Genomic DNA, 23,174 nt, shown 5'->3' on the forward strand with positions numbered 1-23,174 from the left:
GCATGAAAGCAGCAGTAGTCAATTCTGTGGGCGGCGGGTTCACCATCGAAGATATCGAGATTGCCGAACCCATCGGGCGCGAGGTACTTTTCGACGTCAAGGCTTCCGGCCTGTGCCGCTCGGATCTCACGCTCTCCACCACCAATTTCGGTTTCCCCTTCCCGCAGGTGCTCGGGCACGAAGCCGCCGGCGTGGTCACCGCCGTCGGCCCGGACGTGAAGGAAATCAAGGTCGGTGACCACGTGGTCGCCTCCCTCATCCAGTATTGCGGGCACTGCCGGGCCTGCCGCGAATCGCGCATGTACGAATGCGAATTCCCGGAGGAAACACTGCGCGGGCCGGACGAAGCCCCGCGGCTGAGCCGGAACGGCGAACCGATTTTCCAGACCTACGGTATTGCCGGCTTCGCGGAGCAGGCGCTCGTGCACGAACACCAGATCGCGAAGATCAACCCGGACATGCCTTTCCCGCAGGCCTGCGTGATCGGCTGCGCGGTCATTACCGGCGCGGGTGCAGCTCTCAATACCGCGCGGGTACGCCCGGGTGACACCGTGGCGGTGGTGGGCTTGGGCGGAGTGGGCCTGAGCATCGTCAACGGCGCCCGCATTGCCGGGGCCAGCCGGATTATCGGGGTGGATACCAACCCAGAGAAGGAAGAATTCGGAAAGAAATTCGGGATGACCCACTTCGTGAACGCGGGGGACCGGGATGTTATCAAGCAGATCTTCGCCGCAACCGAGGGGCGCGGGGTGGATAAGTCCTTCGAGGCGCTCGGCATCGTGCCCACGATGGAGACGGCCATCGCCGCCACCCGCCAGGGTGGGGACGTGTACGTAGCCGGGGTCTTCAAGCCGGAGATGGAGTGGACCATTAATCCGCTCAATGAATTCTTCGTGCACCGGCGCCATATCCACGCGGTGTACATGGGGAATACCGATATTAAGACGGATATCCCCCAGTACGTGGAGTTCTACCAGCAGGGCCGCCTCCACCTGGATGACCTTGTTGCCACGGAGATTGCCCTCGATGATATCGACGCGACCTACAAGGCGATGGTCGATCATCACGCCGGGATTGGGCGCGTGGTTATCACGTCCTTCTAGCGGGTGGGCTGCGCGGCAGCGCGCTAGAGCAAAGCCGCGGCCCCGCAGAACCGCGGACTGCAATATGGCTACCAGCTAAAGTAGCGCCGCGAGTTCAGCCAGGGGGAACTCCCCCACATCCACGGTGAAAGCGCCGGCGCTGCGGGCCGCGGCCAGTCCGGGCCCGGAATCCTCAAAAGCTAGGCAGCTCTCAATAGGAACGCCAAGGCGCTGCGCACCCAGGAGGTAGGGTGCGGGATTCGGTTTACCGGGGACGTCATCGTCCCCGGTAACCGCCGCCTCCAGCCGGCTGCCCGGCCCGGCCAGGAAGATTTCCACCGGGCGCCCCGGGGTGGCCGTAACGAGTGCCTGCGGGATGCCGGCCGCGGAGAAAGCATCGAGGAGCTCAGCCGCCCCGTCAATAAGTTCCGCATCGGCCATATGATCGGCCATGGCCCGCAGCACTTCCGCGAACATTTTCCAGGGGTCCACTTCTCCCCCGCCGCGGCGCACCGCTGCCATCATGCGCCGCCCGTGCGCGATGGTATCCGCACCGCGGATAGCCAGCACATCCTCATCGGTCCAGATTCCACCGTGGGAACGCACCACATTCCCGGATACCCGGGCCCACTCCTCTTCAGAATCCACCAGGGTGCCGTCCATATCCCAGAGCACCGCGGCTGGGGCACCGCTGCCCGCCTGAGTTGCGTTGCCCGCCGTACCAGCGGAAAAGCCGATTTTCTTATACACATCCTCAAGAGCCATAGCGCCACTCTGCCAAGTTCTGCGTCGTCGTGCAAATACAAAGGGACCCTAGCGCAATGCTAGGGTCCCTTCCCGCCTCACGGCGGACGTTTTGCTCAGTTACCCGGATACCGGGTAGCTGCGCCCAGATGCATCAAAAGTTACTTGATGATCTTGGTGACGCGCCCTGAACCAACGGTGTGGCCGCCCTCGCGGATAGCGAAGCCGAGGCCCTCTTCCATGGCGATGGGCTGGATGAGCTCAACCGACATCTCGGTGTTGTCGCCGGGCATAACCATCTCGGTGCCTTCGGGCAGCGTGATGACGCCGGTGACGTCCGTGGTGCGGAAGTAGAACTGCGGGCGGTAGTTGGAGAAGAACGGGTTGTGACGGCCGCCTTCTTCCTTCTTCAGCACGTAGACCTGAGCTTCGAACTGGGTGTGCGGGGTGATGGTGCCGGGCTTGGCCACAACCTGGCCGCGCTCAACATCTTCACGCTTGGTGCCGCGGAGCAGCAGACCGCAGTTTTCGCCGGCTTCGGCGTAGTCCATCTGCTTGTGGAACATTTCGATACCGGTGACGGTGGTCTTCTGGGTATCGCGGATACCGAGAATTTCCACTTCCTCGTTGAGGTTGAGGATACCGCGCTCCACACGGCCGGTAACCACGGTGCCGCGGCCGGTAATGGTGAAGACGTCCTCAATCGGCATGAGGAACGGCTTGTCGGTGTCGCGCACCGGATCCTCGAAGTAGTTGTCCACCTGGTCCATGAGCTCTTCGATGGAAGCAACCCACTTCGGATCGCCTTCCAGCGCCTTGAGAGCGGAGATCTTCACGACCGGGAGGTCATCGCCCGGGTAATCCTGCGAGGACAGAAGTTCACGAACTTCCATTTCCACGAGTTCGAGCAGCTCTTCGTCGTCAACCATATCGGACTTGTTGAGAGCAACGATGATCTGGGGCACGCCAACCTGACGGGCGAGCAGCACGTGCTCGCGGGTCTGGGCCATCGGGCCGTCGGTCGCCGCAACCACGAGGATCGCGCCGTCCATCTGGGCCGCACCGGTGATCATGTTCTTGATGTAGTCCGCGTGGCCGGGGGCGTCAACGTGTGCGTAGTGACGCTTCTCGGTCTGGTATTCCACGTGGGACACGTTGATGGTAATACCGCGCTGGCGCTCTTCGGGAGCGTTGTCAACCTGATCGAACGGGGTGTACTCGTTCAGATCCGGGTACTTATCCGACAGAACCTTGGTGATAGCAGCGGTCGTGGTCGTCTTTCCGTGATCGACGTGACCGATGGTGCCAATGTTCATATGCGGCTTGGACTTATCGTACTTGGCCTTCGCCACTGGGCCCTCCTGGGACTCTAGAAATTACTTACAGCTATGTGGATGATGCTCGCGCATAATCCGGTCTGTTCCGAACAGTTACCTATTGTAAACGAAACCGGCGACTATTCACCACGAGATTCCGCGATGATCTGTTCCGCAACGGCCTTCGGGACCTCGGCGTAGGAATCCATCTGCATGGAATACACCGCGCGCCCCTGGGTCTTCGACCGCAGGTCACCAACGTAGCCGAACATTTCGCTCAGCGGCACGTTGGCGCGCACGATCTTGACGCCCGTCGCATCCTCCATGGACTTGATCATACCGCGCCGGGAGTTCAGGTCGCCGATAACGTCGCCCATGTACTCTTCCGGGGTGCGGACTTCCACGTCCATGATGGGCTCCAGGAGCACCGGGTTGGCGCGGCGTGCGCCTTCCTTGAACACCTGGTTACCCGCGATCTTGAACGCCAGCTCCGAGGAGTCGACGTCGTGATAAGCGCCGTCTTCCAGGGTGGCCTTGACGCCCACCACCGGGAACCCGGCGAGGACACCATTCTGCATGGCTTCCTGGATACCCTGATCAACAGACGGGATGTATTCACGCGGAACGCGACCACCGGTCACGGCGTTGACAAATTCGTAAGTATCGCCGTCTTCGTTGGAGTCAAGCGGCTCAAACGTAACGATGACACGTGCGAACTGGCCCGAACCACCCGTCTGCTTCTTATGGGTGTATTCGACGCTATCGACCTTCTTGCGGATCGTCTCGCGGTAGGCAACCATCGGAGCACCGACGTTCGCATCAACCTTGAACTCACGCTTCATACGGTCGACGAGGATATCGAGGTGGAGTTCGCCCATACCGCCGATAACGGTCTGGCCGGTTTCCTCATCCTGACGAACCGTGAAGGTCGGATCCTCTTCCGCGAGCTTCTGAATAGCCACGGAAAGCTTTTCTTGGTCACCCTTCGACTTCGGCTCAATCGCCACGTGAATCACGGGCTCCGGGAAGGACATGGACTCAAGAATAATCGGGGCGTCCTGGGCGCAGAGGGTATCACCGGTGGTGGTGTCCTTCAGCCCAATGAACGCGTAAATATGCCCGGCATGCGCTTCTTCGACAGGGTTTTCCTTATTGGAGTGCATCTGGAACATCTTGCCCACGCGCTCCTTGCGGCCCTTGACCGAGTTGAGCACCTGGGTGCCGGCCGAGACCTTACCGGAGTACACGCGGATGTAGGTGAGCTTGCCGTAGAAGGGGTGCACCGCAATCTTGAAGGCCAGCGCGGAGAACGGTTCGTTCTCGCTCGGGTGGCGTTCTTCGGTTTCGCCGTCTTCTTCGTGACCCGGCTTGAAGCCCTTGATAGCGGGAACGTCAATCGGGGCGGGCAGGAAGTTCACCACGCCGTCCAGCGCGGGCTGAATACCCTTGTTCTTGTAGGCCGAACCGGCGTACACGGGGTAGATTTCCGAGGCGATGGTGCGGATACGCAGACCCTTGATCATATCCTCGGTGCTCAGCTCGCCGTCCTCGAGGTACTTCTCCATGAGTTCATCGGAGGCTTCGGCGGCATCTTCCATGGCGGCCATGCGCAGTTCTTCGGCCTTGGCCTGCAGTTCCGCGGGGATATCCTCTTCCACCACCACGGCGCCCCAGGTGTCATTACCCTGGGCGTCCTTTTCGGGGAAGCGGATCGCCTTCATCTTGAGAACGTCCACCACGCCGGAGAAGTCATTCTCCGCGCCGATCGGGAAGGTGATGACCGTCGGGTGGGCGCCGAGGCGATCCCGAATGGTCTGGACGGAGAAGTCGAAGTTGGCCCCCAACTTATCCATCTTGTTGATGAGGCAAATACGCGGCACGTGGTACTTATCAGCCTGGCGCCACACGGTTTCCGACTGCGGCTCCACGCCTTCCTTACCGTCGAACACCGCGATGGCGCCGTCCAGCACGCGCAGGGACCGCTCCACTTCCACGGTGAAATCAACGTGGCCGGGGGTGTCGATGATATTGAACTGCGTACCCTTCCAGAACGCGGTCACAGCGGCAGACGTAATCGTAATGCCGCGTTCCTTTTCCTGTTCCATCCAGTCGGTCGTCGAGGCGCCGTCATGGGTTTCACCCAGCTTGTGGTTGATGCCGGTGTAGAGCAGGATGCGTTCGGTGGTCGTTGTTTTGCCGGCATCAATGTGCGCCATGATGCCGATATTGCGAACCTTAGAAAGGTCCGTAAGCACTTCTTGTGCCACTTTTCGCTCTCTTCTATATCGCGGGTCAGATAACCCTGGTGATTACCAGCGGTAGTGGGCGAAGGCCTTATTGGCTTCCGCCATGCGGTGGGTATCCTCGCGGCGCTTCACAGCACCACCAAGGCCGTTGGAGGCATCGAGGATTTCGTTGAGGAGACGTTCCGTCATAGTGTTTTCGCGGCGCTGGCGCGCGAATTCCACCAGCCAGCGCAGGCCGAGGGCCGTGGAACGGCCAGCCTTGACTTCCACCGGCACCTGGTAGGTGGCGCCACCAACACGGCGGGAACGCACTTCCAGCTGCGGACGAATGTTATCCATAGCGCGCTTGAGAACCGCCAGGGCATCCTGCCCGGACTTTTCCGCCACGCCTTCCATCGCGCCGTAGACGATGGACTGCGCCAGGGACTTCTTGCCATCCACGAGGACGCGGTTGACCAGCTGGGTCACCAGCTGGGAATTGTAAACCGGATCGCTAACCAGCGGACGCTTCTTAACCGGACCCTTACGAGGCATTACTTCTTCTCCTTCTTGGCGCCGTAACGGGAACGAGCCTGGTTGCGGCTCTTCACGCCCTGGGTGTCAAGGGCGCCGCGGACGATCTTGTACCGCACACCGGGGAGGTCCTTCACGCCACCGCCGCGAACGAGGACGATGGAGTGTTCCTGCAGGTTGTGACCTTCACCGGGGATGTACGCCGTCACTTCAATGCCGGAGGACAGGCGAACACGGGCAACCTTACGGAGTGCAGAGTTCGGTTTCTTGGGGGTGGTGGTGAACACGCGGGTGCACACCCCACGACGCTGGGGGCTCCCCTTAAGCGCCGGGCGCTTAGGAGCGCGCTTCTTCTTCGCGCGGCCCTCGCGGACCAGCTGCTGAATTGTAGGCACTACTTCTCCTGATAGACAGATGAATATTATAACGTTTGCCAAATCTGCCCGAACGCACACCGCTCATTACGGGACGGCCGAGGGCCGCCACAACAGACCCGCAAACAGGCAACCTAAACAAGAATAGCGGTTAATGCGAGGAGCCGTCAAAGCTTCGCGGGCTGAGGTGTTAGGAAACACACGGGCTGCGGGCCCGCCCCGGCACTTCTTTTTACGACGACGCCGCAGCGGGGCGGCCACACCGTGGCCGCCCCGCTGGGAACTCCCCCGCTACCGGGGAACTTATTTAGGAGAACATTCCGTAGCCGGCTCCGAGATCGAACTCTTGGAAGTCGGTATACGGGAAGGTGTCATCGAACATGTCGAAATCGGTGGCGGCAAAGCCGTTGTTCTTTTCGAACTCCACCCGAGCTTCGGCAGTCGGTTCGATCTTGGCCGAGCGCATCGTCTCCAGGCCGGTACCGGCCGGGATGAGCTTACCGAGGATAACGTTTTCCTTGAGGCCCTCGAGCGGATCGGACTTGGAATTGAGCGCAGCCTCGGTGAGGACGCGGGTGGTCTCCTGGAAGGAGGCCGCCGAGAGCCAGGAATCCGTGGCCAGGGAGGCCTTGGTAATACCCATGAGCTCGGGGCGCCCGGAGGCAGGCTTGCCACCTTCGGCCATCGCCGCGCGGTTCTCATCTTCAAAGCGCGCCACGTCCACGAGTTCGCCCGGGAGCAGCTTCGTGGTTCCCGCTTCCAGCACGGTAATACGGCGCAGCATCTGGCGCACGATGACCTCGATGTGCTTGTCGTGGATTTCCACGCCCTGGGAGCGGTACACCGCCTGCACTTCGGAAACGATATGTTCCTGAGCCACCCGGCGCCCGGAAATACGCAGCACCTTCTTGGGGTCCACGCTACCTTCCACGAGCTGCTGACCAACATTGACGTGGCCGCCTTCGGGAACGAAGAGCTTGGCTCGCTTGGAGACCTGGTAGACAAGGTCCTCTTCGGCGTCGTCGCGCTGAATAATGAGGCGACGCACGCGCTCCCCGTCCTCGATCTGGAGGATGCCGGCCGCTTCCGCGATCGGGGCCTCGCCCTTCGGGGTACGGGCTTCGAAGAGTTCCTGCACACGGGGAAGACCCTGGGTGATGTCGTCCGCGGAGGCCGAACCACCGGTGTGGAAGGTACGCATCGTTAGCTGGGTACCCGGTTCACCAATGGACTGGGCGGCCACGATACCGACCGCTTCGCCGATATCCACGAGTTTGCCGGTGGCCATGGAGCGGCCGTAGCACTTGGCGCAGGTACCGGTGCGCGACTGGCAGGTCAGCACGGAACGCACCGAAACCTGGGTCACGCCATTCTCGATGAGATGCTCGATAATCGCATCGCCCAGATCGGTTCCGGCAGCCGCCAGCACCTCGCCATCCTCGGATACAACGTCCTTCGCGAGGGTGCGAGCGTACACGGAGGTATCCAGCTGCGGATCGGGAATGAGGGTGCCGTCGGCGCCCTTCTCCGCGATGGTCTTGGTCAGGCCGCGGCTGGTCCCGCAATCGGATTCGCGCACGATGACATCCTGCGCCACGTCCACGAGACGGCGGGTGAGGTACCCGGAGTCGGCGGTACGGAGCGCGGTATCCGCCAGGCCCTTGCGGGCACCGTGGGTCGCCACGAAGTATTCCAGAACCGACAGGCCCTCGCGGTAATTCGAGGTAATCGGGCGGGGAATAATCGCGCCCTTCGGGTCGGCTACCAGGCCGCGCATACCCGCGATCTGGCGGACCTGTTCCCAGTTACCGCGCGCCCCGGAGGACACCATGCGGTTCACGGTGTTATCCGCGGTGAAGTTTTCGCGCATCTCCACGGCGATCGCGTCCGTCACTTCCGACCAGAGGTCCACGAGGTCGCGGCGGCGATCCTCGTCCTCGATACGGCCGGTGAGGAACTGGTTTTCGATAACCGCGGCCTTCTTTTCGGCTTCCGCCAAAATTTCCGGCTTCGATTCGGGTACGACGACGTCCGATACCGCAATGGTGGCACCGCTGCGCCCGGCCCAGTAGAAACCAGCTGATTTCAGGGCATCCAGCGAGGCGGCCACGTAGACCTTCTCGTAGCGTTCGGCCAGGCGATTGACGATCCCGCCAAGCACCTTCTTATCGACGGTCTCATTGACATAGGGGAAGTCCACCGGGAGCGAATCGTTGAAGATCGCGCGGCCCAGGGTGGTTTCCAGCAGCAGCCGGTCACCCTCTTCGAAGTTCTCCGGGGCCTTCCAGCCGCGCGGGGGAACAACGTCCGCTTCGAAACGAATCTTCACCTTCGCATTGAGGTCAAGACTGCCCATGTCATAGGCCATCTGCGCTTCATCAATGGAGGTGAAGTAGCGGCCTTCCCCGGTGGCGCCGTCGACCTGAGATGTCAGGTAGAACAGCCCGATCACCATGTCCTGCGAAGGCATGGTCACGGGGCGCCCGTCGGAGGGCTTGAGGATGTTATTCGAGGAGAGCATAAGGATGCGCGCCTCGGCCTGGGCTTCCACGGAAAGCGGGAGGTGCACGGCCATCTGGTCGCCGTCGAAGTCCGCGTTGAAGGCGGAGCACACCAGCGGGTGCAGGCGGATCGCCTTGCCTTCAATCATGAGCGGCTCGAAAGCCTGAATACCCAGGCGGTGCAGGGTAGGTGCACGGTTGAGGAGCACCGGGTGCTCGCGCATAACCTCTTCGAGAACGTCCCACACTTCGGGGCGCTGGCGGTCGATGAAACGCTTGGACGCCTTGATATTCTTGGCGATTTCCAGGTCCACCAGGCGCTTTTGCACGAAGGGCTTGAACAGTTCGAGGGCCATCACACGCGGCAGCCCGCACTGGTGCAGCTTCATGGTGGGGCCCACCACGATCACGGAGCGGCCCGAGTAGTCCACGCGCTTACCCAGGAGGTTCTGGCGGAAGCGGCCCTGCTTGCCCTTGAGCATATCGGAGAGCGACTTGAGGGGGCGGTTGCCCGCGCCCTGCACCGGGCGCCCGCGCCGGCCGTTATCGAAGAGCGCGTCCACGGATTCCTGGAGCATGCGCTTTTCGTTATTGACCATGATTTCCGGAGCACCCAGGTCCAGCATGCGCTTGAGGCGGTTATTCCGGTTGATCACGCGGCGGTAGAGGTCGTTGAGGTCGGAGGTCGCGAAGCGGCCACCGTCCAGCTGCACCATGGGGCGCAGGTCCGGCGGGATCACCGGGAGGGCATCCAGCACCATCGATTCGGGCTTGGTATCCGAGTGCAGGAAGGCGTTCACCACCTTGATGCGCTTGAGAGCGCGGGCCTTGCGCTGGGCGGTACCCGATTCGATGACCTCCACGAGGCGGTCATGTTCGGCCTGCAGGTCGAAGGAACGCAGCCGGGCCTGGATCGCTTCCGCACCGCGGGCGGCCTTGAAGTAGTCGCCGTAATGCGCGTCCATTTCGCGGTAGAGGTCTTCATCGCCTTCCAGATCCCCCACCTTGAGCTTGGTGAAGCGATCCCACATGGTTTCCAGGCGCTCGAGTTCGCGATCCGTATTCTTGCGGATCTTGGCGAGGTCGTTATCGGCCGCGCGCTTGATCTTCTGCTTCTGGGAATCGGTGGCGCCATCTTCTTCGGCCTGCGCGAGCTCCTTTTCGAGCTCCTGCTGGCGGCTTTCGAGGGCAACATCCCGGTTCTTTTCCAGGGCGCGGCGCTCCAGTTCGTATTCGGACTGGAGGGTGGGCATATCCGCGCGGCGGGCCTCTTCGTCAACTTCGGTCACCATATAGGCGGCGAAGTAGATGACCTTTTCGAGGTCCTTGGGGGCCACGTCCAGGAGGTAGCCCAGGCGCGAGGGCACGCCCTTGAAGTACCAAATATGGGTGACGGGAGCGGCGAGCTCAATATGGCCCATCCGTTCGCGCCGCACCTTCGAGCGGGTGACTTCCACGCCGCAGCGTTCGCAGACGATGCCCTTGAACCGCGGCCGCTTGTACTTACCGCAGGCACATTCCCAATCGCGGGTGGGCCCGAAGATCTGTTCGCCGAACAGGCCGTCCTTTTCCGGCTTGAGGGTGCGGTAGTTGATAGTTTCCGGCTTCTTCACCTCACCGTGCGACCAGGCACGGATATCATCCGAGGTTGCCAGACCAATGTGGAGCTGGTCAAAACGATTAACGTCGAGCAAGATTCCTACTTCCGATGTTGTGCGCCACTAAGAAGATTTGAGAGTTTAGAAGTCGGCTCCGGTGGACAGATCCTCCAGACCGGTCTGCAGCACGGGCTCCTCCGGGCCGGCCGCAGCGCGCATGCGATCTTCTTCCGCATCCTGGAGGTCAATGACCTGCCCGGATGCATCGAGAGCTGCCACATTCAGGCACAGCGACCGCATTTCCTGCATAAGAACCTTGAAGGATTCCGGAATACCAGCTTCGGGGACGTTATCGCCCTTGACGATGGCTTCGTATACCTTGACGCGGCCCACGGTGTCGTCGGACTTGATCGTGAGCATTTCCTGCAGGGTGTGCGCGGCACCGTAAGCTTCCAGGGCCCACACTTCCATTTCGCCGAAGCGCTGGCCGCCGAATTGCGCCTTACCGCCCAGGGGCTGCTGGGTCACCATCGAGTACGGACCGGTGGACCGAGCGTGGATCTTGTCGTCCACGAGGTGGTGCAGCTTGAGCATGTACATGTAGCCAACCGAGACCGGATCCGGGAAGGGATCGCCGGTGCGCCCATCAAAGAGCCGGGCCTTACCGAAGCGATTGACCAGAGTGTGGCCTTCCGCATCCGGGAGGGTGGACTGGAGCAGCCCGTCCAGCTCATCGGCCTGGAGGCCGTCGAATACCGGGGTGGCAACCCGGGTACCCGGGGCGGCCTTGACGGTATCTTCGGGCAGGCGCAGGGCCCATTCTTCGCCCGCTTCCCGGGCGGCGCTGGCATCCCAACCGCGGGAAGCCACCCAGCCCAGGTGCAGTTCGTATACCTGACCGAGGTTCATACGGCCGGGAACGCCCAGCGGGTTGAGGATGATATCAACCGGGGTGCCGTCTTCCATGAAGGGCATATCTTCCACCGGAAGAATGCGGGAGATAACACCCTTATTTCCGTGGCGGCCGGCCATCTTATCGCCCACCGTGATCTTGCGGCGCTGGGCGATGTACACGCGAACGGTCTCGTTGACATCCGAGGGCAGTTCGTCGTTATTTTCCTTATCGAACTGGCGGATATCGATGACGATGCCGGATTCGCCGTGCGGGACGCGCAGCGAGGTATCGCGAACTTCCTTGGCCTTCTCCCCGAAGATGGCGCGCAGCAGGCGCTCTTCGCTGGTGAGTTCGGTTTCACCCTTGGGGGTAATCTTGCCCACGATGATATCGCCGGCGCGCACCTCCGCACCGATGCGAATAATCCCGTGATCATCGAGATGCGAGAGCATTTCCTCGGACACGTTGGGGATATCGCGGGTGATTTCCTCCGGGCCGAGCTTGGTATCACGCGCATCGACCTCGTGTTCCTCGATGTGGATCGAGGTGAGCAGGTCATCGCGCACGCAGCGCTCGGAGAGGATGATGGCGTCCTCGTAGTTGTAGCCATTCCAGGACATGAAGGCCACGAGCAAGTTCTGCCCCAGCGCGAGTTCGCCACCTTCGGTAGCTGCGCCGTCGGCAATAAGAGTTCCCGCTTCCAGGCGGTCCCCAGCGGAAACGACCACGCGCTGGTTAATGCAGTTGCCGGGGTTGGAACGCTCGAACTTGGACATCTTGTAGATGACGTGGCGGCCGTCGTCCTGCTCCACGTGCACGGCGTCGGCATCCACTTCGGTGACCACGCCGGGGGCCGCGGCCACCGTCACGTCACCGGAGTCAACCGCGCAACGCATCTCCCAGCCGGTACCCACGTACGGGGAAACCGGGCGGATGAGCGGCACGGCCTGGCGCTGCATATTCGCACCCATGAGGGCGCGGTTGGCGTCGTCGTGCTCGAGGAAGGGAATCATGCCGGTGCCGATGGAAACCATCTGGCGCGCGGACACGTCCATGTAGTCGATTTCGTCCACCGGAACGAGGGCCGGTTCGCCGCCCGGAACGCGCACGAGCGCTTCTTCTTCCAGGAAGTGGCCGTCGGCGTCGATGGGCGCTTCGGCCTGGGCGATATTGTGGTTATCTTCGTCCCCGGCCTGGAGGTAATCGATCTCATTCGTCACGCGGCCATCGACCACGCGCCGGTAGGGCGTTTCGATGAAGCCGAAGGAATTGATCTGCGCGAAGGAGGCCAGCGAACCGATGAGGCCAATGTTCGGGCCTTCCGGCGTTTCGATGGGGCACATGCGCCCGTAATGCGAGGGGTGCACGTCGCGCACTTCCATGCCGGCACGATCACGGGACAGACCGCCCGGGCCCAGGGCCGACAGGCGGCGCTTGTGGGTCAGGCCCGCCAACGGGTTGTTCTGATCCATAAACTGCGAGAGCTGGGACGTTCCGAAGAACTCCTTAATCGCAGCGACGATCGGCCGGATATTGATGAGCGAGGAGGGCGTAATCGCTTCCACTTCCTGAGTGGTCATGCGTTCGCGCACCATCCGGTCCAGGCGCGCCAAACCGGTGCGCACCTGGTTCTGGATGAGCTCACCGACCGCGCGCACGCGGCGGTTGGAGAAGTTGTCAATATCATCGGTGCTGACGCGCACCGGGGTGGCGCCTTCAGCGCAGAGGATGGTCGGGAATTCGCCATCCTCCCCCATGCGGTCCATGCCCTGGTGGAGGGCGAGGAGGTAGCGCAGCGCCGCGGTGATATCCGTGAGCGTGAGCTGGCGGGCGGTGTTATCTTCCGGCAGGCCCAGCTTCTTGTTGATCTTGTAGCGCCCCACTTTCGCGGTGTCATAGCGCTTGGGGTTGAAGTAGAAGTTATTGAGCAGGGTACGGCCAGCTTCCGCCGTGGGCGGTTCACCCGGGCGCAGCTTGCGGTACAGATCCTGCAGCGCTTCTTCCTGGTTGTGGACGGTGTCCTTTTCCAGGGTGTCAATGAGAATGGGGAATTCGGAGAAGGTTTCGCGAATTTCCGATTCCGTCATGCCCAGGGCCTTGAGGAATACGGTCACGGACTGCTTACGCTTGCGGTCCACGCGCACGCCCACCGCATCGCGCTTATCGATTTCGAATTCCAGCCAGGCACCGCGCGAGGGGATGACCTTGGTGTTGTAAATATCCTTATCGGAGGTCTTATCCGCGGTGCGTTCGAAGTACACACCCGGGGAACGTACCAGCTGGGAAACAACCACACGCTCGGTACCGTTCACGATGAAGGTACCGCGGTCCGTCATGAGCGGGAAGTCGCCAATGAAGGTGGTCTGCGACTTGATTTCACCCGTTTCGTAGTTCTGGAATTCCGCGGTGACGTACAGGGGTGCCGAGTAGGTGAGGTCACGTTCGCGGCATTCGAGGATGGAGTACTTCGGTTCCTCGAGATGCGGGGCGGAGAGCACCAGGCCCATGGTTTGCGCGGCATTTTCGATCGGGGAAATTTCTTCGAAGATTTCTTCGAGCCCGGACTGAGCGCCGGGGTTTTCCGCGACCCATTTATCCGAGCCGATCAGCCAACCGAAACTATCGGTTTGGAGGCCGAGCAAATTCGGCACTTGCAGTGGTTCATGGATTTTCGCGAAAGATACGCGGTCAACAACCGGCTTGCCGTTATGTGCAGCGAGCGAGTATGTGCGCGAAGCAGCCAAAGTGGATCCTTCCCTGACGAATCTGGCAGAAGGACAATCCAGTCACCCTCACCAAAAACCGCGATATCACGCCAAAAAGCGCTGCGGAGGTGATCAAGGGCATAGGAGTGTCAACGCAAGTTTCTACACTACACGTTTTAACGGCAAGAACCAAGACCCCCGGCCTATGCGAGGGGTCACACATAGGGATACCAGCGCTAGGCGGTGCCGGTATCTCGTCCGAACTTCATCGTCCGAAAGTACTTTCGCACAAGAACGGCGTACATGCAAGTGCGGGCGCGTCGGGGCACCGTTGCGCGGTGTGTTCGCGCAGGTCTGCGGGCACGTGCGTACGTGGAGCGGCCGGGGCTTGACGGCGAGTCCGCGTGCGCCGGGCACCGTTGCGCGGGGCATTCCGGTAGCACGACGACGCCGCAGTCCCGCGTGGTCACCTCCCCTAGCGCAAGCGTTTTTCGAGGGTCACCTCAGCGCAGTAGCCTTCGAAGCCGTGGGCGGTGTACAGCCGGCCGGCCCCGGTGGAGCTATGGGTATCCACGTCCAGTCCAACGGTGGCGTACCCGGCCCGCGCCGCATTGGTGATGACGCGGTCCACGAGCTGGCCGCCCACCCCGCGCCCGCGCACGGCCCGCAGCGAGCCGAGGTATTCGATATAGAGCTCGGTGCCGTAGTCATTGGCAAGCGCGTAGCCCACCACCGCGCCGGTTTCTTCACTGAGCGCCACGACGGAGCAGTCCAGGCGCATGCGCCACCCGGTGAGGAAGGAGTGCCAGGAGGCGGCGTCGTAATCGTAACGCCCGTAGTGGTCACGGAAAGCTTCGGCGTGGGCGAGGCGCAGCGGTTCTTCGTCGGCAAGGGTGGGGGCGCGGAAAGTCACGCCATCGATGTGGACGGTGGGGAGCTGCGCGGCCGGGCGGCGCATCACTTCGTATTTTCGAGTGAGGCGGTAGCCGAGCTCCCCCAGCGCCGCGTTGGTTTCTTCTGCGTCATCATCGCGCGCTACCTGCACCGACAGCCCGGAGTAACGGGTTTCGGAACGCTCGGCGAGCCCGATGGCGAGCTGCTCGCAGCGGCTGAGGAGTTCGGGGAGGTACTCGAGGTCCAGGCAGGCATAGCCGATATAAATGTCCAGGTCATCATCTTGATCGACGTCGCCCATCGTGGACACCGTGGCTCCGGCAAGGAGCTGCTCCCCGCGGTAGAGCGCGAGGGTTTCGGTGGCCGGATCAACCTCCGGATTAGCGAGGAAATCGCGCAGATCGCGCTCGGCGGCGGAGTGGAGCAGGGAGGGATCCGCGGCGCCCAGCGCGGCCCAGGCCGGGATGTCGCTCGGCGCGAGGGGGCGCCAGCTCAGGGCTTCGCTTGAGCACTGGTTCGGGCTCTCGTTCTGGATCGATTCGGGGCTGTGATTCGTCGTCGTTTCCTGCGTCATCTTCACGTTCGTCTTCGTTATCATCGTTGAGTTTGTATCCGGGCTCGTCTCAGCTCGTTTCCGAGGCGCTTCCGGGGTGAGCTGATGTCAGTTTCCGACCGCGCCTCGGGCTACGCATCCGCCTATGCGCCGATGCTCACCCGTGCCAGTGTAGCCGGCGACAACCTTCTTGCGTACTCTCTGCAAAGTGCAACCTGGTGACATCGGGGTCCACAGGATGCAACTCCACGTCATGAAATCCTATTAATTATGTAGATAGCGTTGCACTTTGTGAGTGGATAGGCCGAGCCCGAGCACACGAGGCCAGCATCGCGGGGTCTCCCAGCCCGGAAACCAAACAAGCGGATACGCCAGGGCGTATCCGCTTGTGGAGTGGAGGGCGGGCGTAATGCCCGCGCGCCGATGGCTGATTGTTCAGCCGACTAGCCGAGTTTTCGGCGTGCCGTGTTACTTGAGGGTAACGGTGGCGCCGGCGCCCTCGAGGGCTTCCTTGGCCTTTTCGGCGGTGTCCTTGTCCACACCTTCGAGGACGGCCTTGGGGGCCGAGTCCACGAGGTCCTTGGCTTCCTTGAGGCCGAGGGAGGTGAGGGCGCGGACTTCCTTGATGACCGCAACCTTCTTGTCGCCAGCGGCTTCGATAACAACATCGAAGTCGGACTTCTCTTCGGCGGCAGCACCGGCGTCGCCACCGGCAGCGGCCGGAGCGGCAACGGCGGCAACGGGAGCCGCGGCTTCGACGTCGAATTCCTCTTCGAACGCCTTGACGAAATCGTTGAGCTCAACGAGGGTGAGCTCCTTGAAAGCTGCAATGAGCTCTTCGGTCGAGAGCTTAGCCATGATGGCCTTCCTTTCCGCTCTAGCGAGCAGACTCTATCTGATGGGCAGATGTTCCTGCCGTGCAGATCTAACTGGGTGCGCGGCTGGGGGCCGCTCCGCGACGCGTATGCCGAGCCGCGAAAACTCCGAAATATCCGTGATACTCGCTATCCGATATCCGTGATATTCCGAGGTGGAAGTGGCTACGCAGCCGCTTCCTGCTTGGCGCGCAAGGCGTCGATGGTGCGAACGGCCTTGGTGGCCGGCGCGTTGAGTACGTACGCTGCCTGGTACATGAGCGCCTTGAGAACACCGGCGGACTTGGCCAGCAGGACTTCGCGGGATTCGAGTTCCGCGAGCTGCTTGACGTCGTCTGCGGACAGCTGGGCGCCGTCCATCACGCCGCCCTTGAGGATAAGGGCTTCGTTCTCCTTGGCGAAGGTCTTGAGGGCCTTCGCGGCTTCCGGAGCTTCACCGGTCACGAAAGCAACGGCGGTCGGACCCTGGAAGGTCCCCTCCGCTACCTCGACTCCGGCCTGCTTCGCGGCGATATCAAGAAGGGTGTTCTTGGCGACCTTGTAGACAGCTCCACCCTGGAACGACCGGCGCAGATCTTTCATCTGGCCGACCGTCAGGCCACGGTACTCAGTAAACAGCACAGCGGTGGAGTTCTCGAAGAGCTCCTTGAGTTCCGCAATCGCTGCAGACTTATCGGTCCGTGCCATGGGGCCTCCTTCCGGTCTTACCCGCAGGATCGGCAACGAAAAAGCCCCGCGCGGTAAGGCACGGGGCTTGGATGACCTGCCGTGAGCACGGCAACATTCAGCTCTGTTCTTACCTGCGCTGGCCTCGCGGTGCGAGTTTGATCCCGTTGGAACCTGCGGTCTTTGGCATCGGTTAGTCTATCGTTTTCGCGCGGCTCAGCCAAGGCCGATCAGCGTGGCTTGCCTCACGGACGCGATTGACCAACACATGCCTGAACGAGCACCGGCCCGGCGCTTACGTGCACCGACCCCGCGCTTACGTGCGCCGGTCCCGTCCATATAGGTACGACGGCGCAGCTACGCCCACACCGGCCCGGCGAGCAAACACAGGTACCCCAGCGCCCCGGCCCCCATGAGCACACCGCGCCAGATGGGCCGGTCTGCCAGGTGGGCGATAGCGGCCAGAGCCCCGGCCACATTGGCGATCCCGTAGCGGCGTGGAATGGAACGGAAGTAGAGGCCGCCGTTGATAATTTCCCGCGCCTGGACCACCACGCCCACAATAAGTGGACCGGTAGCGCCCGATAGACCGAGCACCCGCCCACGTACCGAGCGCAGCCCCGCCACCAGCGCGAGGAGCGGCCCGGCCAGCAGAACAGCATACGCCACGGTTCCCCAAATCTGGGTGGGAGCGGAGATGAGCTCCGGGGAGAAGTGGTACTTGGCCCCGGGATTAGTCAGACCGTAAGGGTTGATGAGGCTAAGAAGGAGGCGCCCGGTACTGGCTTCGCTGACCGGGGAAGTGGAAATCGCGTTGATGGCCGGCACGTAGCCTTCCGGGGTACGGGCGCCCTGGATGGCATCCCATCCCAGGTAGCAGGCGGCCACCGTGAGCACCTGAGTACCGAGCAGCACCGCGAGGGGGCGCCGCTGCGCCCGCTCGAAGCCCACCAAGCCCGGCCAACAAATCGCCAAGGCGACCGGCACCAGAATCGCGAGAATTCCGGTAATGGAAATGACCCGGGAGAGGCAGATAGCTGCGGTTATCAGCGCGGGCAGCACCCAGCCGGTTTTCTTGCCTACCACGATGCGCGCGCTCAGCCATACCGCGGCCGCGCCGGCCAGCGGGCCCACGGCATCGTTATGCACCATGGTGGCACTGGCCGCCACCGATGGCACCGCCAGGAAGAAGAGCGCCGCCGCGAAGGACACCGCCGGGCTCAGCCGCCAGGCGCGCAGCGCGGCGTAGAACAGCCCCACCCCTGCAGCTACCAGCACGGCCGAACCCAGGCGCGCGCCCGTGAGGAAGCTCAATCCTGCCAGGCCGGCCAGGCGCGCGATGGCGCCGTCGGCCAAAAAATACAGGGGCGGGTGGAAAGCATTGTAGTTTTCCGCGCGATAGGGCCAATCCGCCGGGGCCACCTGATCCCAGGCATCGCAGGGTGGTGGAGTGATGGCGGTTCCGGCCGGGGCATGGCAGGACCAGGCCTGGCGGGCCTGCGGGGCCATGACATCCCCGGGGGCGGGGATGGTGCCGCTGGATGCCTTGAGGGAGTAGTCCAGGTAGGTCCACTCCCCCACCGGGTTGATGGACGGGTTGTGCGCAAAGGCCCACGCCGCCCACCCCAGGCACAGCAGCATGAGGAGGCAGGCGAGCACAGCGTCACGTACGCGCGGATGGAAAGTCACGGCTCTAGCCTAAAGCACGGTTACGACAAGAAAAAACGGCGGAACGCGCGCGCCCGCCACAGCCAGGTATGCGCGCAGTTACGCGAACCGCCGTACACGTAACAAAGGGCGGAGACCCGTGAGGATCCCCGCCCTTCGCGTTACGCGTATAACCGCCTAATCGCCAACCGGCCCTTAGGCTTCGGCGCGAGTCTTGGTGGCATCAATCGGGATGCCGGGGCCCATCGTGGTGGACACGGTGGCCTTGAGGATGTAGCGGCCCTTCGAGGAGGAAGGCTTGAGACGCATGATCTCCTCGTAGGCGGCGGCGTAGTTCTCCAGGAGCTGCTGCTCGGTGAAGGAGGTGTTGCCGATAATGAAGGGCAGGTTGGAGTTCTTGTCCACGCGGAATTCGATACGTCCGCCCTTGATATCGCTGACGGCCTTCGCCACGTCCATGGTGACGGTGCCCGTCTTGGGGTTCGGCATGAGGCCGCGGGGGCCGAGCACGCGGCCGAGGCGGCCGACCTTGCCCATCATATCCGGGGTGGCCACCGCCGAATCGAAATCGGTCCAGCCACCGGCAACGCGTTCAATGAGTTCGTCGCTGCCAACTTCGTCCGCGCCGGCGTCAATAGCCTGCTGGGCGCGCTCGCCCTGGGCGAAGACGATCACCCGGGCGGTCTTGCCGGTGCCATTGGGCAGGCTCACGGTACCGCGAACCATCTGATCCGCCTTACGCGGATCCACGCCGAGACGGAACACAACTTCCACGGTTGCGTCAAACTTCGTCACCGACGTTTCCTTCGCGAGGCGCATGGCCTCCACGGGGGTGTAGAGCACACCGGGCGCAATCTTTTCTGCTGCGGCGCGGTATGCCTTCGAGCGCTTTGCCATTTCTGCTTCTCCTTTAGTGCAGGTGTGGTCAACGAGCCTGCGTGGCCCTTCCACGGTTCCACTCGGGAACCTGCGGAGTCTAAGAGCGTGGTTGCTCGATGCTCTCAGCTCCGGTTACGTTGTGGTCTCGGATTGCGGTGGAACGACGGCGCAGCCGCCTTCCAGCCACGCGCTATTTAGATAGCGTCCGAGGTGATGCCCATGGAGCGGGCGGTGCCGGCGATAATACGGGCGGCGTTGTCAATGTCATTCGCATTGAGGTCCGGCTCCTTGATCTTCGCGATTTCGCGAAGCTGATCGGCCGTGAGGTGCCCAACCTTCTGGGTATGCGGAGTGGGCGAACCCTTCTGCACCCCGGCAGCCTTCTTGATGAGCTGCGCCGCCGGCGGGGTCTTGAGAACGAAATCAAATGTGCGGTCTTCGTAGACGGTGATTTCCACCGGGACGATGTTTCCGCGCTGGGATTCGGTCGCGGCGTTGTACGCCTTCGTGAACTCAACAATGTTCACGCCGTGCTGACCGAGAGCCGGACCAACCGGCGGGGCCGGGGTGGCCTGGCCGGCAGGAATCTGTAGCTTGATGAAGCCTGCAACCTTCTTCTTCGGTGCCATATCTGGTCCTTTTCTCATTGAACAGCCGTCGCAATGGCTAGCGACGGCACGCCTATCTATATTACGGGAAAGTGAGCGATGCACAAAGCCCCGCCTGTGTGAGACACACCGCGGAGCTTGTGTTAAATTGCGCGAGATACGAGCCTGCGTTGCCACCGTGCTCTCGTTTCTGCGCCCTCACGTCTATGAGTGCGCAGGTTACGGAAGTACGACGACGCCGCAGCGGCCGCGTGGAACTTAGTCTTCCTTGCGCACCTGGGCGAAGGAGAGCTCCACCGGAGTTTCCTGACCGACGAGCGTCATCATCACGGTGAGGCGCTGATTTTCCGCGTCAATCTCCGAGACGGTGGCCGGCATTCCGGCCCACGGTTCGGCGGTGAGGGTAACCGGATCGCCCACTTCGAAGGGAGCGATAGTTTCCGGCGTGGCGCCGGTGGGCAGGCCCGCGGCGCGTGCTTCGTCGGCCGCGGCGGCTTCCACCACCGGGGTCAGCATAGTGACAACCTCATCAAAGGTGAGGGCCACCGGGGTACGGCCGTTGCCCACGAATCCGGTCACGCCATTGGTGGATTGCACCACGCGCCAGGAGTCATCGGTGAGGTTCATGCGAATAAGCACGTAGCCGGGCATGCGCACCCGCGATACCAGCTTGCGCTGCCCGCGGCGCACTTCGAAGACTTCTTCCATGGGGACTTCGATCTGGAAGATGTAGTCCTCCATATTCATGGAGACAAGACGGACTTCCAAGTCCTGCTTGACGCGCTTTTCGTAACCGGAGTACGTGTGGAGAACGTACCAGCGGCCTTCCAGACCCTTGAGCTTGGCCCGCACCTCTTCTTCGGTAACGATGCCGTCCTTCTTCTTGCCCTTCTTGGAGGAAGCCGGAGCGGCTTCCTCAGCGGGCTCGCCGGTTTCAGCAGCGGATTCGGGCGCTTCTTCGGAAGCAAGGCCAGCGGTTTCTTCCGCGGCTACGCTTTCCGGGGTGGTGGTATCGGTGAGGGAATCCGCGCTGGGAGCAGCCTCCTCAGCGGGCGCGCTTGCACCCGGTTCCATAAAAAGATCGTCGTGCGCGGTATTGTTCTCAGACACGCTGTTCCCTCACTGTTCTTGGGGCCGGCCCTGGTTCTGGACCTACCCGAAGATCCAGACGGTGGCGCGACCGAAAATAAGATCGAAGATTCCGATAAAGACCATCACGGCGAGGATGAAGAGCACCACCGTGGTGAACAGCTGCCCCAGTTCCTCCCGGGAGGGGCGCTGGACGCGCTTCAATTCACCGAAGATTTCGTGGAAGAACTGCGCGAGCCGGGCAAAGAAGCCCTTCTTCTCCGCAGCGCCCTTGGAGGACTTGGATGCTGCAACTTCCTTCACAGTGCGTCCTTTTCCTCGTCGTAACAATGCCCCGTCAGTATTGGCGGGGCAGGAGCAGGGTAGGAGGGACTCGAACCCCCAACCGCCGGTTTTGGAGACCGATGCGCTACCAATTGCGCCACTACCCTAGGTTGGCAACTCCACCATTATGCCTGAAACCGGGGTGCTCCGCGAGCTCCGGCCGCCAGGTGGACGTTGGAGTATCACGACCGCGAGGCCGTCATACCCGGAATAGCATAGTCGATAACGCCCCGGCCGTCCACTTCCAGCACTTCCCTTGGAGAAAGGTCACAGCCGCGGCCGGGACAGTGTTTAATGGGAGGGTGAGTACTACACCGAGCCCCCGTACCCCGCGCCGCGTTTCCGCGCGCCTGGAAGCCCTTGCCCCCTCCGCCACCCTCGCGGTGGATGCCCGCCAGCGTGAGCTGCGGGCCGCCGGCCGCCCCATTATTTCCTTCGGGGCCGGGGAGCCGGATTTCCCCACCCCGGATCATATTGTTGCCGCCGCGGCTGCCGCCACCGGCGATATCCGCAATCACAAATACTCCGATCCCAACGGCTTGCCGGAGCTGCGCGAGGCGATTTGCGCCAAAGTCGCTTTCGATGCCGGGGTGCGAATTGACCCGAGCTGCGTCGTCGTTACTAATGGCGCGAAACAGGCCAATTTCGAAGCGTGGGCGGCGCTGATCGACCCGGGCGATAACGTGCTCCTCCCCTCCCCCTACTGGGTGACCTACCCGGAAGTCATTAAGCTCTTCGGCGGTACCGTCACCGAGGTGTACGCGCCCCCGGCGCAGGGCTTCAAGGTGAGCGTGGAGCAGCTCGAGGCCGCCCGCACCGAGAAAACGAAGGCGCTGCTGCTGTGCTCGCCCACCAATCCGACCGGCGCGGTCTACAGCGCCGCAGAAGTGCGCGCTATCGGCGCTTGGGCCCTTGAACACGGGATTTGGCTGGTGGTCGATGAAATTTACGAACACCTCACCTACGACGGCGTGCGCACCGCCTACCCGCTGGCCGAAGTGCCCGAGCTGGCCCAGCAGACGCTGGTGATCGGCGGGGTCTCGAAGTCGTTCGCGATGACGGGCTGGCGGGTTGGGTGGCTCTACGGCCCTGCGGATGTAATGGCCGCGGTCAAGCGGGTGCATTCGCATCTGACCGGGAACGTCAATAACGTGGCGCAGCGCGCCACCATCGCTGCACTCACCGGCCCGCGCGACCGCATCGAGGAGATGCGCGAGGGCTTTGCGCGGCGGCGCGGCCGCATCGTGAGCGAACTGGCCAGTATTGACGGGATCGAGGTTGCGCCCCCGGATGGCGCTTTCTATGTTTTTGCCGACGTCGCAGGCCTGCTGGGCGGGACGGGCCCCCGCCGCGCCACGAGCTCCCTGGAGCTGGCTGATCAGCTCCTGAGCGATATTAATGTTGCCGCGGTGCCCGGGGAAGCCTTCGGGGTGGGCGGTTTCCTGCGTTTCTCCTACGCGCTCTCCGATGCGGAGCTAGCCGAGGGCATGGCGCGGCTGCGCGATTACTTCGCCTAGCAGCCGCAGAGCTGCCTAGCCGGCGGGCCGTGCTCCGCATGGTCAATCCGGCAGCCTCCCAACACATGTGGGCCGCGACGTTTCCGCCGCGGCCCACAGTGTTTGACCCGTTATTCAGGCAGCTGAG

The 23,174-nt window shown here is 62.5% G+C and carries 17 protein-coding genes and 1 tRNA gene; 2 read left to right on the top strand and 16 right to left on the bottom strand.

The features are described 5' to 3' along the window. Positions 1 to 2: 2 nt before the first annotated feature. Positions 3 to 1,103 carry a zinc-binding dehydrogenase gene (locus tag ACRQEC_RS04655; protein WP_284889267.1) on the top strand — a complete coding sequence of 367 codons (1,101 nt, stop codon included), beginning with the start codon at positions 3 to 5 and terminating at the stop codon, positions 1,101 to 1,103. Positions 1,104 to 1,178: 75 nt separating this feature from the next. Here ACRQEC_RS04655 and ACRQEC_RS04660 read toward each other — a convergent pair whose 3' ends face one another. From ACRQEC_RS04660 to ACRQEC_RS04735, 16 genes are all read right to left on the bottom strand, one after another. Beyond that, a complete protein-coding gene (locus ACRQEC_RS04660; protein WP_284889269.1) occupies positions 1,179 to 1,847 on the bottom strand; it encodes an HAD family hydrolase in 669 nt (222 codons plus the stop codon). 140 nt (positions 1,848 to 1,987) lie between these two features. After that, on the bottom strand, positions 1,988 to 3,178 hold the full coding sequence (gene tuf / locus ACRQEC_RS04665) for an elongation factor Tu (RefSeq protein WP_026428288.1): 1,191 nt from the start codon (positions 3,176 to 3,178) through the stop codon (positions 1,988 to 1,990). Positions 3,179 to 3,282: 104 nt separating this feature from the next. Continuing rightward, positions 3,283 to 5,409 (bottom strand): elongation factor G, encoded by a 2,127-nt coding sequence (gene fusA / locus ACRQEC_RS04670; RefSeq protein WP_026428289.1) that lies wholly within the window; start codon positions 5,407 to 5,409, stop codon positions 3,283 to 3,285. 42 nt (positions 5,410 to 5,451) lie between these two features. Next, positions 5,452 to 5,922, bottom strand: a complete 471-nt coding sequence (gene rpsG, locus ACRQEC_RS04675) for a 30S ribosomal protein S7 (RefSeq protein ID WP_016443110.1) — start codon at positions 5,920 to 5,922, stop codon at positions 5,452 to 5,454. Continuing rightward, complete coding sequence (gene rpsL / locus ACRQEC_RS04680) at positions 5,922 to 6,296, bottom strand: 30S ribosomal protein S12 (protein ID WP_016443111.1); 375 nt, start codon at positions 6,294 to 6,296, stop codon at positions 5,922 to 5,924. Before rpsL ends, rpsG begins: the two co-directional genes overlap by 1 nt. Positions 6,297 to 6,582: 286 nt before the next feature. Further along, positions 6,583 to 10,470 carry a DNA-directed RNA polymerase subunit beta' gene (locus ACRQEC_RS04685; RefSeq protein ID WP_087070534.1) on the bottom strand — a complete coding sequence of 1,296 codons (3,888 nt, stop codon included), beginning with the start codon at positions 10,468 to 10,470 and terminating at the stop codon, positions 6,583 to 6,585. A 45-nt stretch (positions 10,471 to 10,515) separates the two neighbouring features. Continuing rightward, the gene (gene rpoB / locus ACRQEC_RS04690; RefSeq protein WP_016443113.1) at positions 10,516 to 14,013 is read right to left on the bottom strand and encodes a DNA-directed RNA polymerase subunit beta; all 3,498 of its coding nucleotides are present in this window, start codon (positions 14,011 to 14,013) and stop codon (positions 10,516 to 10,518) included. A 436-nt stretch (positions 14,014 to 14,449) separates the two neighbouring features. Further along, complete coding sequence (locus ACRQEC_RS04695; RefSeq protein ID WP_284889271.1) at positions 14,450 to 15,466, bottom strand: GNAT family N-acetyltransferase; 1,017 nt, start codon at positions 15,464 to 15,466, stop codon at positions 14,450 to 14,452. Between the two features lie 423 nt (positions 15,467 to 15,889). Further along, entirely contained in the window at positions 15,890 to 16,279 is a 390-nt protein-coding gene (gene rplL / locus ACRQEC_RS04700; RefSeq protein WP_026428293.1) for a 50S ribosomal protein L7/L12, read from the bottom strand. Positions 16,280 to 16,461: 182 nt separating this feature from the next. Then, positions 16,462 to 16,983, bottom strand: a complete 522-nt coding sequence (gene rplJ, locus ACRQEC_RS04705; RefSeq protein ID WP_026428294.1) for a 50S ribosomal protein L10 — start codon at positions 16,981 to 16,983, stop codon at positions 16,462 to 16,464. A gap of 336 nt (positions 16,984 to 17,319) precedes the next feature. Then, the gene (locus tag ACRQEC_RS04710; RefSeq protein ID WP_284889272.1) at positions 17,320 to 18,651 is read right to left on the bottom strand and encodes a glycosyltransferase family protein; all 1,332 of its coding nucleotides are present in this window, start codon (positions 18,649 to 18,651) and stop codon (positions 17,320 to 17,322) included. A gap of 174 nt (positions 18,652 to 18,825) precedes the next feature. Beyond that, on the bottom strand, positions 18,826 to 19,527 hold the full coding sequence (rplA, locus tag ACRQEC_RS04715) for a 50S ribosomal protein L1 (RefSeq protein ID WP_087070531.1): 702 nt from the start codon (positions 19,525 to 19,527) through the stop codon (positions 18,826 to 18,828). Positions 19,528 to 19,703: 176 nt separating this feature from the next. Beyond that, positions 19,704 to 20,138 (bottom strand): 50S ribosomal protein L11, encoded by a 435-nt coding sequence (rplK, locus tag ACRQEC_RS04720; RefSeq protein WP_016443119.1) that lies wholly within the window; start codon positions 20,136 to 20,138, stop codon positions 19,704 to 19,706. 237 nt (positions 20,139 to 20,375) lie between these two features. After that, complete coding sequence (gene nusG / locus ACRQEC_RS04725) at positions 20,376 to 21,227, bottom strand: transcription termination/antitermination protein NusG (RefSeq protein WP_284889274.1); 852 nt, start codon at positions 21,225 to 21,227, stop codon at positions 20,376 to 20,378. 42 nt (positions 21,228 to 21,269) lie between these two features. Beyond that, the gene (secE, locus tag ACRQEC_RS04730; protein WP_016443121.1) at positions 21,270 to 21,509 is read right to left on the bottom strand and encodes a preprotein translocase subunit SecE; all 240 of its coding nucleotides are present in this window, start codon (positions 21,507 to 21,509) and stop codon (positions 21,270 to 21,272) included. 55 nt (positions 21,510 to 21,564) lie between these two features. Further along, a tRNA-Trp gene (locus tag ACRQEC_RS04735) sits at positions 21,565 to 21,637 on the bottom strand. A gap of 195 nt (positions 21,638 to 21,832) precedes the next feature. On the opposite strand from ACRQEC_RS04735, the gene ACRQEC_RS04740 reads away from it, so the two are divergent. Further along, positions 21,833 to 23,047: a pyridoxal phosphate-dependent aminotransferase gene (locus ACRQEC_RS04740; RefSeq protein ID WP_284889276.1), complete on the top strand. Its 1,215-nt coding sequence runs from the start codon at positions 21,833 to 21,835 to the stop codon at positions 23,045 to 23,047. Positions 23,048 to 23,174: the final 127 nt, after the last annotated feature.

The sequence above is a fragment of the Actinotignum saccati genome (assembly GCF_051265055.1).
Lineage (GTDB): Bacteria > Actinomycetota > Actinomycetes > Actinomycetales > Actinomycetaceae > Actinotignum.

Excerpts from the sequence above, each read along its gene's own strand:
- ACRQEC_RS04655 (WP_284889267.1), top strand. The coding sequence starts at position 3 with ATGAAAGCAGCAGTAGTCAATTCTGTGGGCGGCGGGTTCACCATCGAA.
- ACRQEC_RS04660 (WP_284889269.1), bottom strand. The coding sequence starts at position 1,847 with ATGGCTCTTGAGGATGTGTATAAGAAAATCGGCTTTTCCGCTGGTACG.
- rpsG (WP_016443110.1), bottom strand. The coding sequence starts at position 5,922 with ATGCCTCGTAAGGGTCCGGTTAAGAAGCGTCCGCTGGTTAGCGATCCG.
- ACRQEC_RS04695 (WP_284889271.1), bottom strand. The coding sequence starts at position 15,466 with ATGATAACGAAGACGAACGTGAAGATGACGCAGGAAACGACGACGAAT.
- rplL (WP_026428293.1), bottom strand. The coding sequence starts at position 16,279 with ATGGCTAAGCTCTCGACCGAAGAGCTCATTGCAGCTTTCAAGGAGCTC.
- rplJ (WP_026428294.1), bottom strand. The coding sequence starts at position 16,983 with ATGGCACGGACCGATAAGTCTGCAGCGATTGCGGAACTCAAGGAGCTC.
- rplA (WP_087070531.1), bottom strand. The coding sequence starts at position 19,527 with ATGGCAAAGCGCTCGAAGGCATACCGCGCCGCAGCAGAAAAGATTGCG.
- rplK (WP_016443119.1), bottom strand. The coding sequence starts at position 20,138 with ATGGCACCGAAGAAGAAGGTTGCAGGCTTCATCAAGCTACAGATTCCT.